This is a genomic window from Mycobacterium seoulense (genome assembly GCF_010731595.1).
In the GTDB taxonomy this organism is placed as follows: Bacteria; Actinomycetota; Actinomycetes; order Mycobacteriales; family Mycobacteriaceae; genus Mycobacterium; species Mycobacterium seoulense.
This window is the reverse complement of record NZ_AP022582.1, coordinates 2,558,741-2,572,779: the sequence shown is the minus strand read 5'-3', so window position 1 is coordinate 2,572,779 and position 14,039 is coordinate 2,558,741. Positions and strand designations below refer to the sequence as shown.

At 67.4% G+C, this 14,039-nt stretch carries 14 protein-coding genes and 2 pseudogenes; 5 read left to right on the top strand and 11 right to left on the bottom strand.

Features of this window, described 5'->3' with window-relative positions:
• The first annotated feature begins 87 nt into the window (after nt 1-87).
• The 3 genes from G6N37_RS11720 to G6N37_RS11710 are packed head-to-tail and all read left to right on the top strand — an operon-like array spanning nt 88 to nt 2,402.
• On the top strand, nt 88-588 hold the full coding sequence (locus G6N37_RS11720; protein ID WP_163680259.1) for an oxidoreductase: 501 nt from the start codon (nt 88-90) through the stop codon (nt 586-588).
• A gap of 13 nt (nt 589-601) precedes the next feature.
• Complete coding sequence (locus G6N37_RS11715) at nt 602-2,095, top strand: molybdopterin-dependent oxidoreductase (RefSeq protein WP_163680257.1); 1,494 nt, start codon at nt 602-604, stop codon at nt 2,093-2,095.
• A gap of 1 nt (nt 2,096) precedes the next feature.
• Entirely contained in the window at nt 2,097-2,402 is a 306-nt protein-coding gene (locus tag G6N37_RS11710; protein ID WP_174813817.1) for a hypothetical protein, read from the top strand.
• Here the strand turns inward: G6N37_RS11710 and G6N37_RS11705 are convergent.
• The 3 genes from G6N37_RS11705 to G6N37_RS11695 form a co-directional block, all read right to left on the bottom strand.
• Nucleotides 2,359-2,742, bottom strand: a complete 384-nt coding sequence (locus G6N37_RS11705; protein ID WP_232075435.1) for a hypothetical protein — start codon at nt 2,740-2,742, stop codon at nt 2,359-2,361. The two genes, G6N37_RS11710 and G6N37_RS11705, sit on opposite strands and share 44 nt — an antisense overlap.
• Before the next feature lie 159 nt (nt 2,743-2,901).
• On the bottom strand, nt 2,902-4,107 hold the full coding sequence (locus G6N37_RS11700) for an amidohydrolase family protein (RefSeq protein ID WP_163680254.1): 1,206 nt from the start codon (nt 4,105-4,107) through the stop codon (nt 2,902-2,904).
• An 84-nt stretch (nt 4,108-4,191) separates the two neighbouring features.
• Entirely contained in the window at nt 4,192-5,220 is a 1,029-nt protein-coding gene (locus G6N37_RS11695) for a hotdog fold thioesterase (RefSeq protein WP_163680251.1), read from the bottom strand.
• Between the two features lie 157 nt (nt 5,221-5,377).
• Between G6N37_RS11695 and G6N37_RS11690 the strand changes: the two genes are divergently transcribed.
• Nucleotides 5,378-5,788, top strand: coding sequence for a hypothetical protein (locus G6N37_RS11690; protein WP_232075433.1), 411 nt, complete (start codon nt 5,378-5,380; stop codon nt 5,786-5,788).
• A 19-nt stretch (nt 5,789-5,807) separates the two neighbouring features.
• Here the strand turns inward: G6N37_RS11690 and G6N37_RS11685 are convergent, their stop codons facing one another.
• The 6 genes and pseudogenes from G6N37_RS11685 to G6N37_RS11665 form a co-directional block, all read right to left on the bottom strand.
• Nucleotides 5,808-7,304 carry a class I adenylate-forming enzyme family protein gene (locus G6N37_RS11685; RefSeq protein WP_163680248.1) on the bottom strand — a complete coding sequence of 499 codons (1,497 nt, stop codon included), beginning with the start codon at nt 7,302-7,304 and terminating at the stop codon, nt 5,808-5,810.
• Nucleotides 7,301-8,236 (bottom strand): acyl-CoA dehydrogenase family protein, encoded by a 936-nt coding sequence (locus G6N37_RS11680; RefSeq protein WP_163680245.1) that lies wholly within the window; start codon nt 8,234-8,236, stop codon nt 7,301-7,303. Before G6N37_RS11680 ends, G6N37_RS11685 begins: the two co-directional genes overlap by 4 nt.
• Nucleotides 8,233-9,390: an acyl-CoA dehydrogenase family protein gene (locus G6N37_RS11675; protein WP_174813816.1), complete on the bottom strand. Its 1,158-nt coding sequence runs from the start codon at nt 9,388-9,390 to the stop codon at nt 8,233-8,235. The genes G6N37_RS11680 and G6N37_RS11675 overlap by 4 nt, the downstream gene beginning before the upstream one ends.
• Nucleotides 9,387-9,800, bottom strand: a pseudogene (locus G6N37_RS26760) (acyl-CoA dehydrogenase family protein); the annotation flags it as partial. The gene G6N37_RS11675 and the pseudogene G6N37_RS26760, both read right to left, overlap by 4 nt.
• A gap of 60 nt (nt 9,801-9,860) precedes the next feature.
• Nucleotides 9,861-10,484: pseudogene (locus G6N37_RS26755) on the bottom strand (acyl-CoA dehydrogenase family protein); the annotation flags it as partial.
• Nucleotides 10,481-11,548 carry an acyl-CoA dehydrogenase family protein gene (locus G6N37_RS11665; RefSeq protein ID WP_163680236.1) on the bottom strand — a complete coding sequence of 356 codons (1,068 nt, stop codon included), beginning with the start codon at nt 11,546-11,548 and terminating at the stop codon, nt 10,481-10,483. The gene G6N37_RS11665 and the pseudogene G6N37_RS26755, both read right to left, overlap by 4 nt.
• Nucleotides 11,549-11,626: 78 nt before the next feature.
• Between G6N37_RS11665 and G6N37_RS11660 the strand changes: the two genes are divergently transcribed.
• A complete protein-coding gene (locus G6N37_RS11660; RefSeq protein ID WP_163680233.1) occupies nt 11,627-12,499 on the top strand; it encodes an LLM class flavin-dependent oxidoreductase in 873 nt (290 codons plus the stop codon).
• Here G6N37_RS11660 and G6N37_RS11655 read toward each other — a convergent pair.
• Nucleotides 12,462-13,181 (bottom strand): SDR family oxidoreductase, encoded by a 720-nt coding sequence (locus tag G6N37_RS11655; RefSeq protein WP_163680230.1) that lies wholly within the window; start codon nt 13,179-13,181, stop codon nt 12,462-12,464. The genes G6N37_RS11660 and G6N37_RS11655 overlap by 38 nt on opposite strands.
• A 9-nt stretch (nt 13,182-13,190) precedes the next feature.
• Nucleotides 13,191-14,012 carry a FadR/GntR family transcriptional regulator gene (locus G6N37_RS11650; protein ID WP_163680227.1) on the bottom strand — a complete coding sequence of 274 codons (822 nt, stop codon included), beginning with the start codon at nt 14,010-14,012 and terminating at the stop codon, nt 13,191-13,193.
• Between the last annotated feature and the right edge of the window lie 27 nt (nt 14,013-14,039).

Here is a 14,039-nt window from a genome sequence, read left to right as displayed (position 1 = left end):
GTGGCGTGCGGCTGAGCCGCGCTCAGATCCAGCCCGGTAATTAAACCAGGACGGTTTGTAATTACTCGGCGCGGGTATCACGCGGCCATGGTCAATGTGGTCCCCCGGCGTTTGATCCCGGCCTGGCGAAGCGTCATGACCGCGCCCGTGCTCACCCTGAACGGCTGGGTCGCCTTCAATATGCCCCGAGCCGTGACCGCATTGGGCGGATCGCTCCTGGCGGGCCTGGTGGCCGTCCATCTCTACCTCGTGACCACGCAACCGGGGGTGCCGGCGTACTTCGCGGGCTACGTGGCTCTGCTGACGATCTGTTGCCTGGCGGCCGCGGCCGCGATGATGCTCGCCCGCAAACCGCGTGTCCCCGAGGCGGGCTGGTATCTGGGCAGTTTGGTGTGCCTGACCTTTCTCGCCGGCTACCTGGTCAGCCGATGGGTCACCCTGCCCGGACTGGAAGCGTTGACCGGCCGATGGGACTTGGCGCCGGGCACGTTCGCTCTCGTGTTCGCCGCGGGCTTCGTCGTGGTGCACACGACGGTGCTGTCCGGAATCAACGTGGCTTACCCGCAACGGCAGCAGTGGTACGACTGAGTGGAGTTCAGGTATGACGACCCTCGACTACCCGGTGTGGCTGCGAGTGGACCACTGGCTCAACGTCTTGTTCGTCACGCTGATGATCCGTAGCGGCATCGAGATCCTCGGCACCCACCCCAAGCTGTACTGGCACGACGACAGCAAACCCGGCAGCGAATGGGCGCGCTTCACCCGCAAGGTCATGCCGCGCAACCGGCTGTATGACACGCTCGACGAAGAGGAGTCCTACAGCTCACTGGTGGCGCTGCCCGGTCACAAGAAATTGGGCATGGGGCGCCATTGGCACTTCTTCTCGGTGATCTGCTGGATTCTGCTCGGGCTGTCGTACTACGTCCTGCTTTTCGCGACCGGTCAATGGCACCGGTACTGGCCGTACTCGTGGTCGATCTTTCCCGAGGCCGCCAACGACATCGTCACGTACATGTCGTTCAACCTGCCGCCGCTGCTGCCCGGTGAGCCCTTGGACGCCATCCAGAAGCTGACCTATGCCGGCGTCGTTTTCCTCCTCGCGCCCTTCCAGATCCTGACCGGGGCCGCGCAGTCACCGGCGATCGAGGCCCGCTTCCCCTGGTACGTGCGGATGTGGGGTGGCCGGCAATGGGCGCGGAGCCTGCATTTCCTGGGGTTGCTGGCCTTCGTCGTCTTCATCGTGATTCACCTGTCGATGATCTTCTTCTGGGGCTGGGGCCAACTGACGGCGTCGATGATCTTCGGCTCTGTCCGCAACATCAACTGGGCGACGGCGCTGTCGCTGATCATCGTCGGGGTGATCATCGCCATCCACGTCGCCGCCACCAAATGGAGCCTGCACCACCCCGTCCAGGTGCACCGCATCCTGGGCGCCGTGGTCACCGGCGCACGCCTGCTTCTGCTGCGTCCGCTGAATTCGCGGCAGGACTATCCGGTTCGCAGGTTGACCAAGGATCACCGGGTGAACGGAAAGCCGCCCGCCAGCACCGAATACAAGGTGATGGCGGTCCACAACTTCGTCGACTGGCGGCTACCGGTCGGTGGGCTCGTCGAAAATCCGGTGACACTGGACCTGGCCGCGCTGCGCGCGCTCGCCGAACGGCAAACGCAGCGGACGATGCACAACTGCGTGCAAGGCTGGACCAGCATCGGCGAGTGGAGCGGAATTCCGCTGGCCCAGTTGGCCGATGTCGTGCGGCCGTTGCCGCAAGCCAAGTACATCTGCTTCCTCAGCATGCAGGACACCGGCCGCGACGAACCCGCCGCAGAGACACCGGGAGGACAGTTCTACGAGGTGATGGACCTCGAACTGGCCTATAAGCCGCAGACGCTGCTGGCCTACGAGATGAACGGCCGGCCCTTGCCCATCAAACATGGTGCCCCGCTGCGGTTGCGGGTGGAGACGCAGGTCGGCTTCAAGATGGTCAAGTGGATCAATGGGATCGAGTTCGTCAACGACTATTCCGGCATCGGCAAGGGGCTGGGCGGCTGGCGTGAAGACCATGTCCACTACGACAAGGACGTGGAGATTTGACATGACCGATGGCGATCCGATGGTGCGGCCGGAGCTGATCGACCTGAATTCCGCTGCCCGGCACCGCGTTCTGGAAAACGTTACCGCCAAGGGCGGGCACTGCGGGGTGTGCGGCGGCGCCGACTTCGACGTCGGTCACGCCCTCTACCTTGGATTCCTGTTCCTCAACGAGGACGATGACGCCTACATGGTCGCGCTCACCTGCCGCAACCCGGATTGCCCCCAGCCCCGAACCGGGATCGTGTTGCCGGAGAAGGAATTTCTCAGCCTTGGGACCTTCGCTTCGAAGAACGCAACGGCATCCTGAATTGGTGGTGCCGCTTTTTCGGCGCGACCTCGTCACCGGGTAGCACCGGGCGCGGCAGACCCAACTTCTCGGCGAGCCCGGAAACCCCGCGGAGTCCGGTGCACAACGACTCGAACCGGTGCCGGTCCGCGTCGTCGAGTAGCCCCAGCGAGCTGTAGTGCACCAGCCTCGGCAGGCGCCCGGCCAATGCGACACCCCACCGAACGCTGACGTCGTAAACTTCGCCCTCATCGACCGAATCCTTGCGGCCCAACGCTTCGAGGGCCTCGATTTGCCGGGTCAGAAACTCGACGTCGGCGTCGATCGCGATCGGCGCCCGTCCCTGCGATGCCACGCTCATCTGTACTCCCGTCGCTCTGCCCGCGACCCCACGGTGGCGTATACCCATTTCGGGCTGCGGGATGCGCCCGGCCTGAACCGGGCAGAACTGCAGCGCCGCAGGCCAACTCGGGGTGGCCTCGTCTTCGCCGATGCCGAACCGTCAGGCACCGACGGCCGGTCAGGCTGAGACCGGCTTCTTCGCCGGCGAGGAGACCTTCATCAGCTTCATCAGGTTGCCGCCCATGATCTTGGCGACGTCCGCCTCGTCGAAGTCGGTGAGCTCGTCGACGAAGGAGATGGGGTCCTTCAGGCCTTCGGGATGCGGCCAGTCGGAGCCGAAGAGTACGCGGTCGGTGCCCACCATCTTGACGATCTCGGTGAACCGGTCCTCCCAGAACGGGGTGATGTAGACGCAGCGCTTGAACGCCTCGACCGGATCCTCGCTGAACGACTGCGGCATCTTCTTGTAGACGCCCTTGAGGCCCTTGAACAGATCCGGCACCCAGTCGGCGCCGTTTTCGATCGACAGGATGCGCAGCGCGGGGTTGCGCGACAGCGCGCCGTGGCACACCAGCGCGCCCATCGCGTCCAAGATCGGCCGGTGGCCCATCGCGAAGCTGCGGAAGGCGGTCGGCTTGAACGGCAGGAACTCGTCGCCGGGTTCCCAGACGTTGGCGAATTCGGAGTACCCACTGTCCGAGGCGTGCATCGAGACGGGGATCTCGGCCTTGATGCAGGCCTGCCAGAACGGGTCGAACTCCTCGAGCCCGAACGAGCGGCTGCCCTTGTAGCCGGGCACCGGCGCGGGGCGCACCAGCACGGTGCGCGCGCCGCGCTCGAGGCACCACTGAAGCTCTTCGAGCGCGCGGTCGACGATCGGCAGGGTAATGACCGGGGTGGCGAAGATGCGGTCCTGGTAGTTGAAGGACCACTGCTCGTACATCCATTGGTTGAGCGCATGGATGACGTCGTGGGTCATCTCCGGGTCGTCCTTCATGCGCTCCTCGACCAGGCTGGCCAGGGTGGGGAACATCAGGGCGTAGTCGATGCCGAGCTCGTCCATGACCTCCAGCCGGGCACCGGGTTCGCGGAAGGCGGGGATGGCCTTCATCGGCTCGCCCAGGATCTCGCGATAGCTCTTGCCTTGCGCGCCGTTGCGGAAGTAGTCCTCCTGGGCGCCGGGGCGTGCCACCACCTCGAACGTGGGATTGGGGATGTACTCGCTGATGTGGCCGCGCACCACGATCTTGGTGCGGCCGCGGACCTGCACGTAGTCGATGACGTTCTTGCGGTTGTCCGGCAGGAACTTGGTCAGCGCCTCCTGCGGCTCGTACATGTGGTTGTCCGCGTCGAACACGGGGAAGGAAAGTTCGCGAGACGGCATGGCGATCTCCTTGGGAGAAGTCTTGAATTCTCTGTAGGTGGTAATGACGTTACCACTCTTCGCCTGACAAGGTGTACAGCTGCCTCAGGAGGTCCCGCTGAGGCCAGTCGGCGTCTCTCCGTTGATGACGGCGAAGTTGACGGTCGCAGTCGCGACGAGCTCGTCGTCGCCGTCACCGTAGATGTCTACCTGCATCACCATCGCCCGCCGCCCGGATCGCAGCATCCGGGGCACCGCGAACGCCGAGCCCTGCCGGATCGGGCGCAGGTAACGAATGAAGAGGTCCGCCGTCGTCATCGTGGTGTCCGGCTGCAGGTAGTCCAGCCCGAACTGCCCGCCCGCGACGTCGACGAGCGTCGCGATCAGGCCGCCCTGCAGCGCGCCGGAAGTGTTGACGACGGCCGGGCTGACCGGCATCGTCATCGCGAATTCGCCGTCGCGGGTTCCGGGCCGCATACCGATCTGGGCGAACAGCTCGGCCAGCGACGGCGTGCCGGGTTCTTCGTCGCCTTCCCGGATGCCCAGGGCGCGGCTGCAGAAGTCATACAGTTGGCCGCCGTCGAGGGGCGCTCCGTTCAATTCCGTTCCCAGCCAATGCAACCGCTGTGCCCCCATGACCGTCTGCATGACGATGGCAGCGGCCGCCCCGACGTCCACCCCCGGGTTGAAGACACCCTCGGTGATGCCCTGCCCCACGATGTCGCGAATCAGTCGATGCAAGGGCGAGAGCACCCGGGCGTAGTCGCGGGGACGTGTCTCGGCCAGGTGTTGGTTGTAGAGAGACAGGGCGCGATTGAGGCTGTCTTGGGTGCTCGATTCCGGTTGCTGGCTGATGCGGTCGATCACCAGCTTCAGCGCCGCAGTGCTGTCCAGGCCGTCGGTTTCGGTGCGCCAGCCGTTCACCGATTGCGCGATGGTCCGGTCGAACAGGGCCAGCAGCAACTCGTCCTTGCTGCTGAAATGCTGATAGAAGGCGCGCAGCGACGTCTTGGAACGGGTGACGACCTCCTGCACGGTGAAGTCGGTGCGTCCCGTCTCGCCCAAGATCTCGACAGCGGTCTTGATGAAGCGGTCGCCGCGAGTCACGTCGACGTCGTCGTCAGGGTCGCCCATGAGCGCTTCGTCCCCTTCCTCGGCGCGGTGCTCGCGCTTTGAGAATGAGGTTACCGCGCGTCGGTCAGGGGCTATGCGTGCGGGCAGAAGATTCCATGAGGGGACCGCGAGGCGCGAAATCGGTCCGGCGCCCGCGCCGGTATGGCACGGTTGGCGGGTGTTGAGAAAAGCGCTGACCGCCGCGGCGGCTGTGCTGGGCGGCGCCGGGACCGTTCTGTTCGTCCCGTCGGCCGCCGCGGATCAGGACAATTACGTGGCGTTTCTGTCCCCGTCGCGCAATATCAGCTGCGAGATCGACTACCAGCGCCGCGGCATCCCCGACGGAGCGTTCTGCTTCAGCGTCTCGCCACCGGCTTCGGTGACCATGGACACCAGTGGATTCCTCTCCCGCTGCGCGGGCGAAAGCTGTCTGGCCAACCCGGCCGAGGGCACCCCGATCCTCGGTTACGGCCAGACGATGGGCGCCGGCCCGTTCACGTGCCGGTCGGAGACCGGCGGGGTGACGTGCACCGTCGTTTCGGGTCGCGGCTTCACCATATCCAACGCCGGGATCGCGGCCGTCGGCTGACGTTTCGGTGCCGGCACCCTCAGCCGCCGCGCGCCTCGATCATCGCCGAGCGATTGACCTTCGTCGCGGCGGTGCGGGGAATCGCGTCGACGAACTCGACGGTCTTCGGGGCCTTGTAGTGGGCGAGCCGGCTCTTCGCGTACTCGATCACCTGTTCTTCGGTGAGCGCCGCGGCCTCGGCGAGTTGCACGACCGCGTGCACCCGACGTCCCCACTGCGGGTCGGCGAGTCCGATGACGACGACGTCGGCGATGTCGGGATGGCCCGCCAGAGCCGACTCCACTTCCGCGGGAAACACATTCGCGCCACCGGTGACGATCATGTCTACGCGGCGGTCGACGATGTAGAGGTAGCCGTCCTCGTCCAGGTAGCCGATGTCACCGGCGGAGCGGAATCCGTCTTCGGTCGACGGTAGCGGCGGAGCGCCGCCGACATAGCGCGATCCCGCGCTCATCGGTGCGCGTAGATAGATCTCGCCGTGTTCGCCGGGGCCAAGCTGTCTGGTTCCGGCGTCGAGTATCCGGATCTCGGTGTCGCGGAAACCGCGGCCGACGCTGCCGGGATGAGCGAGCCACTCGTCACCCCGCAACGCGGTGAGACCGAGGTTTTCCGTCATGCCATAGGCCGACACGATCTGCTGCGGGCTCAGCAGTTCGAACCATGTGTGCATGAGCGACGGCGGCATCACGGCGGCGCCCTGCAGGATGAACACGACGCTGGACAGGTCGCGCTGACGGACGTCCGGCCGGGCCGCGATGCGCGCCAGCATCGTCGGGGTGGCCGTGAAGTTGGTGATCCGGAAGCGCTCGATGACATCCAAAGCCAGTGCGGCATCGAACTTTTGGAGTATCACCAGGTGGTCGCCGGCCAGCAGGAAGAAGAAGGTGGCGAACCCGTTGGTGTGGTACATCGGCGCGGGCACCATGATCGTCTGCGGCTGCGCCACGGGTGTCCAGTTCGACAGGAAGGGCTCGCCGTGCTGCGGGGTCCACAGCGACGGCGCCAGGCTCAGAATCACTTTCGGCACGCCGGTCGAACCGCTGCTGCAAATGCCGTTGATGTTGGGGGACACCGCCACGGGCAGGGCGCCGGCGGACTCGGCCGCCGCCTGCGCCTCCATGCGCCACCGACTCGCCTCGTCGACGACCACCGCCGGATCGATCACCTCGCGCACCCTGTCGCGCTCCCACTCGGGCAGGTCCCAGTGCATGGGCACCGGAACGGCGCCGATCTTCCAGCACCCCAGCGTGGCCAGCACGAGATGCTCGGAGTTGGGGATAGCCAGCGCGACAAGGGAACCGGTGTCAGCGCCGTCGGCGGCGAGCGCGCGGCCCCACTGGTTGGCACGGGCGTCGAGTTCGCCGAATGTCAGCGAGCGCGCGGTGCCGTCGAGGGCGACGATGGTCACCCCCGTGTCGTCGCGACGCTGCTCGGCGAGCTGTTGAAGCTTGACTCCGAACGGGATTCCATCGGCTAACGGGTCGGCCGTCACCTCGGACGCGGTCGGCTTGGTCACGCCGATACCGGCCCGCTGAACAGTGTCTCCAGCGAGCCGTCCGGGACGCCCGGGATCAGTCGCAACGCGAGCGCCTCGGCTCCCAGCGGCAAGCGGATGAGCGGCTGGGTGTGCCGGTCGAGCACACTGATGTCGGACTCATCGCAAAAGCCCAGGGCACCGAGCAATTGGTGGGAGGTGCGCAACACCTGGCGTGCGGTGTCGGATGCCTTGAGCCGAAGGACGAGTGCGTCCGCCGAACGAATCTGGTTGGGTAGCGATTCGGGCCGGCAGACGGTGAATTTCGCCAATTCGTGCAGTCCGCGGACGGCGACCGCGGCCTCGGCGACGGCGAACCTGACGGCCTGGAAATCCGCCAGCGGCTTACCGAACTGGATTCGGGCGCGCACGTGGTCGGTGACGATCCGCAGCGCCTGCTGCACCGACCCCAGAATCCGCCATGATCCCAGCACGAGATGAAGGTTAACGTCGCCGGCCGGAATTGTTCCATCGGGTGCGCCGAGGGACGCGGGCACCAGGAACGGACCCAGTTTGGCGGTGGTGCGCGTCGCCGGCCGCGGGTGGTAACGGGTGCCGTCCAGATCGGCGGCGATCCAATCACCGTCCAGGTCGCCGTGGTCGATGCGCGGCGCTTCGGGGTTGACCAGGGCAAGGCGGGCGCCGTCGATCGCCAACAACTCCTCGACCAGGGGATAGGGCAACGCGGTCGCGCCGGCGGCCCGGCACAGCACGGCGGCGGCAAGCAGGTCGTCGGGCCCCGACCGGACGTCGAGGTCGAACGCGCCGACCTCGCTCAGCGCCGTGCGCGCGGCATCCCGGACGCCGTCGTCGGTCTCGGCGCGCAACGCGGCCTGCGGGCCGCCCAGCCGGGCGAGCCGCTTGTCGGCGACCGCGGCGAAGTCGCTGATGTCTTGTGGCAGATCCGTTTTCACCGATGCTCTCCCAACACGTCCCGGGCCACCAACATCTTCTGGACTTCGATGGTGCCCGATGCCACGGTGGCCGCCTGCGCGTAACGCCAATGGTCCTCGATCGCCCCGTGCAGCGCGGCGCCGCTGCCGCTGTCCAGCGCGACCGGGCCCAGCACGTCGAAGAGCAGTTCGGCGACCTGCTGGTCGCACGTCGTGGTGGCGATCCGGGCCGCGCTGGCCGCGGCGCCCGCCGCCGGGTCATCCTGCAGCGACACCGCGCGATAGGCCAGCAGCCGGGCCACGCGCAGGTCGACGAGTGCCCGCACCCACCGGGAGCGCAGCGATTCGGGCAGCGTGTCCCAGTCGTCGCCGAGCTGGGTGCGCATCCGCTCGAGCAGCGACTCGCACCGCGCGTAACGCGCGATGCCGACGCGCTCGAATGCCAGCGCCTCGCGCATCACCCGCCAGCCGTCGCCGATCTCGCCGAGGACGTCGCCGGGAAACGCCTGCACGCCGTCCAAGAACATCTCGTTGAGGTGATGCGGCCCCAGCATGGACCCGATGGGCCGGACGGTGAAGCCGGGCCGGTCCATCGGAATCAGAAACAGGGTGAGCCGCTTGGGCTTGGGGGCCTCGGGATCGGTGCACGCCGCCAGCACACACCAGGACGCCATCAACGCATACGACGTCCACACCTTTTGACCGGTGATGCGCCAACCGTCGCCGTCTCGCACGGCGCGGGTGCGCAGCGAGGCGAGGTCCGTTCCCGCCTCCGGTTCGGAGAAGCCCTGACACCAGATCACGTCGCCGGCGGCGATGGCGGCCAGGTGCTTGGCCTTCTGCTCGGCCGTTCCGTAACGCATCAGCGCCGGGCCCACCCAGTTGATGCCCATGTACTGGGGACCGCGGGGCTCGTGCTGGGCCCACATCTCCTCGCGCAGCACCGTCTGCTGCCACACCGAGCCGCCGCCGCCACCATGCACTTTCGGCCAGGCCAGCGCCAGCAGGCCCTCGGCGGCCAGCAGCTTGCAGAACGTCTCGGTGGTGGCGAGATCCCGCGGGTTCTCGGTGCACGCGCCGAGGAAGTCGGGGGGAATGTGGTTGGCTACCAACTCACGCAGGTGCTTTCGCAGGTCTGCGGCGTCGTCGCCGAGGTCGTAATCCATCCTCGTCATCCCTTCGGCAGCCCGAGCAGCCGCTCGGCGATGATGTTGCGCTGGACTTCCGATGTCCCGCCGTAGATCGTGGCGGCCAGCGCGTCCTGGCGCTCGAAGAGCAGGTCTGGGTCGCTGAGCGACTGCATTCCCGCGGAGTCGGCCGCCAGCTCCCAAACACGCTGCAAGGTAACCGATCCGAGCAGCTTCATGGTGTCGGCTTCGGGACTCGGTCGTCCCGCCAGCTCGTTACCCAGGGCACGGTATCCGGTGGCCCGCAACGCCTCGGCGTCGGCCAGCAGTGAACCGAGTTCGGTGCAGATATCCGCCGTCGGCTGCGCTCGGCGTACCGCGTCGAGTCCGCGCTTGATCTCGACCCAATTCATGATCCAGATCATCTGGCGTTCGTGGTGCAGCGAGGACAAGGCGACATTCCACCCGCCGTGCAGCGGCCCGAGGAGGTTGTCGGCGGGCACCTCGACGTCGTCGAGGAAGACCTCGCAAAATGTCTCGTCGGAGATCGAGGCCATCCGGATGGGCTCGATCCGCACGCCCGGCGAGTGCAGGTCGAGGATGAGGCAGGAAATCCCCCGGTGTTTCGGCGCCTCCGGGTCGGTGCGGGCATACAGGGTGCACCACCGCGACTCGTGGGCCTGGGTGGTCCAGATCTTGTGGCCGTTCACCCGGAAGACGTCCCCGTCGCGCTCGGCCCGTGTGCGCAGGCCGGCGAAATCCGATCCGGCTTCCGGCTCGGACATGCCCAGCGCCCACCATTCGTCACCGCGCAGCAGCGGAACCAGGAGGCGGTCGATCTGGGCGGGCGTGCCGAATTGCCGGATCCCGGGTGCGGCGACGTTGGGCCCGGCGATGTTGGGCAGCTTGGGCGCCGACCGCAGCGCAGCCTCGATCCTGACTTCCATCGCGTCCCGCAAGCCCAGCGACCGGCCGCCGTGCTCGCGCGGCCAGGTCGGCTGTATCCAGCCGGCCTCGAAGGCCGCCCGCTGGTAGTCGCGGCGCAGCTTGAGGTCCCAGCGGTATTGCCGATAGTTCGCGTAGTAGTCACTCGGCAGGAAGTCGGTCAGCCAGGCGCCGAATTCCGCTGTCGGCGAAGTCATTTCGCGTTTCCTGCGAAACGGCGACCCACCTCGTGGTAGAGCGCCCGGCTGTCTCCCAGCATCGCGGCGGCCTGCCAGGCGTGCCGGACGTAGAGGTGGGCGTCGTGCTCCCAGGTCTGCCCGAGCGCGCCGTGCACCTGCACCGCGGTTCTCGCGCAATTCACGGCCGCGTCGCCGGCCGCCGCCTTGGCGAGCGCCGCGCTGGTCCAGGCATCGGCGGGGGCCGTGGTCGGATCGTGCAGGCGGGCGGCAGCGGCGTAGGTGAGGCTGCGGGCGCGCTCCAAACCGACGTAGTTGTCGGCGAGCGCGTGTTTGATCCCCTGGAACGCGCCGATCGGCGTGCCGAACTGGCGACGCGTCTTCGCGTGCTCGACGGAGCGCTGCAGCGCGGCGCCGGCCACGCCGACCAGGTCGGCGGCGGCGGCCACCAACGGCGATGTCAACGCCGTGTCGATCTCGACGGGCGCGGCGGCCACTGGTTCGGTGTCGACCTCGACGTCTGCGAGCGGGTGAGCGGGATCGGTCGACTCGCCCGCGATCACGGTCACCCCGTCGTCGCAGCGCGCGACCGCCACCACGGTGCCGTTGGGGTCCGTGTCGGGCCGCGCCAGCGTGACGAGAAGTTCGGCGCGGGACAGGTCCGGGACACCGACCGCCCGCCCCCGCAGCCGTCCGCGGCGCAGTGTCATCGGCGCCCCGGGCAGCCTAGAGCCTTTGGCGTGCACGGCCAGGGTGGCGACGGCGCCGCCCGCGATGTCGTCGAGAACCGCGTCGAGCTCCGTGCCCCGCAATGCGCCGGCGGCCAGCCCGACACTGCTCAGCAGCGGGATGGGCGCGATCGCGGCGCCGCATTCCTCGAGCACCACCGCGAGCTCAACCGGCCCGTAGTCGCCGGTTTGGGCAAGATCGGTCCAGCCGAGGTCGACGACCGTCTTCCACAGCGCGCGCCACCGCTCCGGATCCGTCATCGCCTGTCGGGCAGCGTCGGATGGACACTCCGTACGCAGGATGTCGCGCACGGTGTCCCGCAGCGACAGCTGCTCCGAGTTCAGTGCGACATCCATAAGACCCCTAACATAATAAAAATAGTAAACTAGCGCCCCGGTTCGCAATCGCACGGGAACATACGCATAGGTGGGTGCATGGTCGAGTGGTATTTGTTCCTGCCGCAGGTGCGGCTGTCGGTGGCCGACATCGCGGCGCGCGCGCACCACGCCGAGGCCAGTGGCTTCGACGGCATGGCGTTCATCGATCACCTCGAGGCCCCGGGCCTTCCCGACGAAAGCATCTGGGAGGCAATGGGCATTGCCGGCTGGGTGGCGGCCAAGACCGAGCGGCTGCGGATCGGCCACCTGGTGCTGTGTGACGCGTTTCGCCACCCCGCCGTGCTGGCCAAACAAGCCGTCACGTTGTCGGACGCATCGGAGGGCAGGTTCGATTTGGGGCTCGGGTCGGGGTCCTGGCCCGCGGAGTTCACCAGATTCGATGTCGGCCAGCGGGATCCGGTGGCCAGGGTGGAGCAACTCGGGCGTCACCTCGAGCTGATCAGGCGGTACTGGGGCGACGACGGGCAAGCCGGCGAGGTTGCGCAATCTCCGCGGAGGTCGCACCCGATACCGCTGGTCTTGGGTGGCACCGGTCCCCGGATGATGGAACTCGTTCGCAACTACGCGGATTGGTGGAATGTGCCGGCCAACCACCTCGACAAGTTGCCCAAGCTGGCCCCCGCCGCCGGGGCGGCCCGGGTGTCGGTGCAGCAGATGGTGGGATTCGTCCGCGCGGGCGGCGACCCGGACAACGTGCGCGAGGTCAGCACCCGGCGATTCGGCAACCTGGGGTCCGGACTGGTCTGCGGCGACGCAGGCGAGTTGATCGCCCACTTCACCGGTCTGGCCGCGCAGGGTGTCGAGCGGTTCTACGTGTGGTTCGCCGACTTCGCCGTCCCCGATTCCCTGCACGAATTCGGCGAAACGGTGATCAAGGCCTTCGCTGCCTCCGGCGACGGGCTTCGGTAGGCACGACCGGCGGCCGGGCGAACGGCCCCCGCTGCACCGCGCTCAGCCGGATCTCCGGCAGGTCGACCGACGGATCGACGGTGTCCAGCCAGGCGACGGCGTTCGCCACATCCGCGACCCGAATCGCGTACATCTCGAAGGGGACGTCCTGCAGCATCTCGGTTTCCACGGGACCGGGCGTGACGATGTGGACGGCGATGCCGTCGCGGTCGACTTCCAGCGCCAAGGCCCGGGCGAATGCGTTCATGCCGGCCTTCGACGCCGAGTAGGCGGTCCGCGCCATCATCGGTTCGTGCGCCGCCGAGGAGGAGATGAACACGAACCGCGAACCCGCGCGCATCCTCGGCAGTGCGGCGGCGGTCACCACGAAGCACGAATCCAGGTTGGCCGAGATGATGGTTCGCCATTGCTCGAACGTCTGCTTGCGCGCGTACGTCCCGCCCAGCGTGCCGGCCGCATGGACGACCAGGTCGATCGTCTCCAATGCGGTTGTCGCGGCGGCGAACCCATCCGGATCGGACGCGTCGGCCACAACATGGCGCGCACCGATCTCCTCGGCGGCCGCCCGCAACGGCGCCTCACGACGCGCCGCGAGCACCACGTCGTAACCGAGCTCGACCAACTTGCGGCCGCACCCTTTCCCGATCCCGCCGCTGCCGCCGGTGACCAATGCGGTTCTCAACGGCTGCTCTTACGGTTGCCGGAAATCGCGCGTGCGCGACAACGCTTGCGGCGACAGCGCGTGGATTCGTTGGTCGGACCGACCGGAGAGCACATAGGTCTGGGTGTCGGCGAGATGGCGACCGGCGATGCGGCGCGCCCGGTCGACGTCACCCTCAGCGATGGTCTCGGTCAGCTTGACGTGCGTGCTGAGCACCGCGCGGCGTTGGGCCAACGAGGGGTAGGTGCCGCGCGCCGCGCTCTCGTCCGCCCACTGTTGCTCATGGCTGGTCCACAGCGACTCCAAGCTGCCGACCACCGCGATGATGGTGTGATTTCCGCAGCCGCGGACGACGAGATCGTGGAATTCCCGGCCGATTTCGGTGAACAGACCGCCGTCCTCGATGTTTTCGGCCATGGAGTCGTTGACCCGGTTGAGTTCCGGCACCAAGGTGTCCGCCCGGTCCGGCCGCCGCGCGGCCAGCGCGGCGCATGCGGGCTCGAGCTCCTGCAACGCCATGCCGAGGTCGGCCACTGCGACGGACTCGCTCTGCAGCAACAACCCCAGCATGTACGCGGCGCTGGTCTTCGCCGGGGCGTGCACGACGGCCCCGCCGCGGTTGCCCCGCCGGACCGAAACCAGCCCCTCGGTTTCCAGAATCCGCAGCGCCTCGCGCAGCGAAACCAGACTCACGTTGAACTGTTCGACGAGCACCTCTTGACGCGGCAAGAGATCGCCGTCGGCGAGTTCGCCGTTGATGATCTGGCGGCGCAACTCGTCGGCTACGATTTCTGCGATCCGCGGCGCCGACAATCGGCGACGGGCGTCCTGCCCAATTCCCAAGGCGGTCATCCGATCCTCGATACAAGCATCTCGCTG

Bases quoted from the DNA above. Each gene is read 5' to 3' on its own strand.
- G6N37_RS11650 (WP_163680227.1), bottom strand. From the start codon at position 14,012: ATGACCGCCTTGGGAATTGGGCAGGACGCCCGTCGCCGATTGTCGGCG.
- G6N37_RS11715 (WP_163680257.1), top strand. From the start codon at position 602: ATGACGACCCTCGACTACCCGGTGTGGCTGCGAGTGGACCACTGGCTC.
- G6N37_RS11705 (WP_232075435.1), bottom strand. From the start codon at position 2,742: ATGAGCGTGGCATCGCAGGGACGGGCGCCGATCGCGATCGACGCCGAC.
- G6N37_RS11695 (WP_163680251.1), bottom strand. From the start codon at position 5,220: ATGGGCGACCCTGACGACGACGTCGACGTGACTCGCGGCGACCGCTTC.
- G6N37_RS11710 (WP_174813817.1), top strand. From the start codon at position 2,097: ATGACCGATGGCGATCCGATGGTGCGGCCGGAGCTGATCGACCTGAAT.
- G6N37_RS11700 (WP_163680254.1), bottom strand. From the start codon at position 4,107: ATGCCGTCTCGCGAACTTTCCTTCCCCGTGTTCGACGCGGACAACCAC.
- G6N37_RS11660 (WP_163680233.1), top strand. From the start codon at position 11,627: ATGGTCGAGTGGTATTTGTTCCTGCCGCAGGTGCGGCTGTCGGTGGCC.
- G6N37_RS11675 (WP_174813816.1), bottom strand. From the start codon at position 9,390: ATGACGAGGATGGATTACGACCTCGGCGACGACGCCGCAGACCTGCGA.
- G6N37_RS11720 (WP_163680259.1), top strand. From the start codon at position 88: ATGGTCAATGTGGTCCCCCGGCGTTTGATCCCGGCCTGGCGAAGCGTC.
- G6N37_RS11665 (WP_163680236.1), bottom strand. From the start codon at position 11,548: ATGGATGTCGCACTGAACTCGGAGCAGCTGTCGCTGCGGGACACCGTG.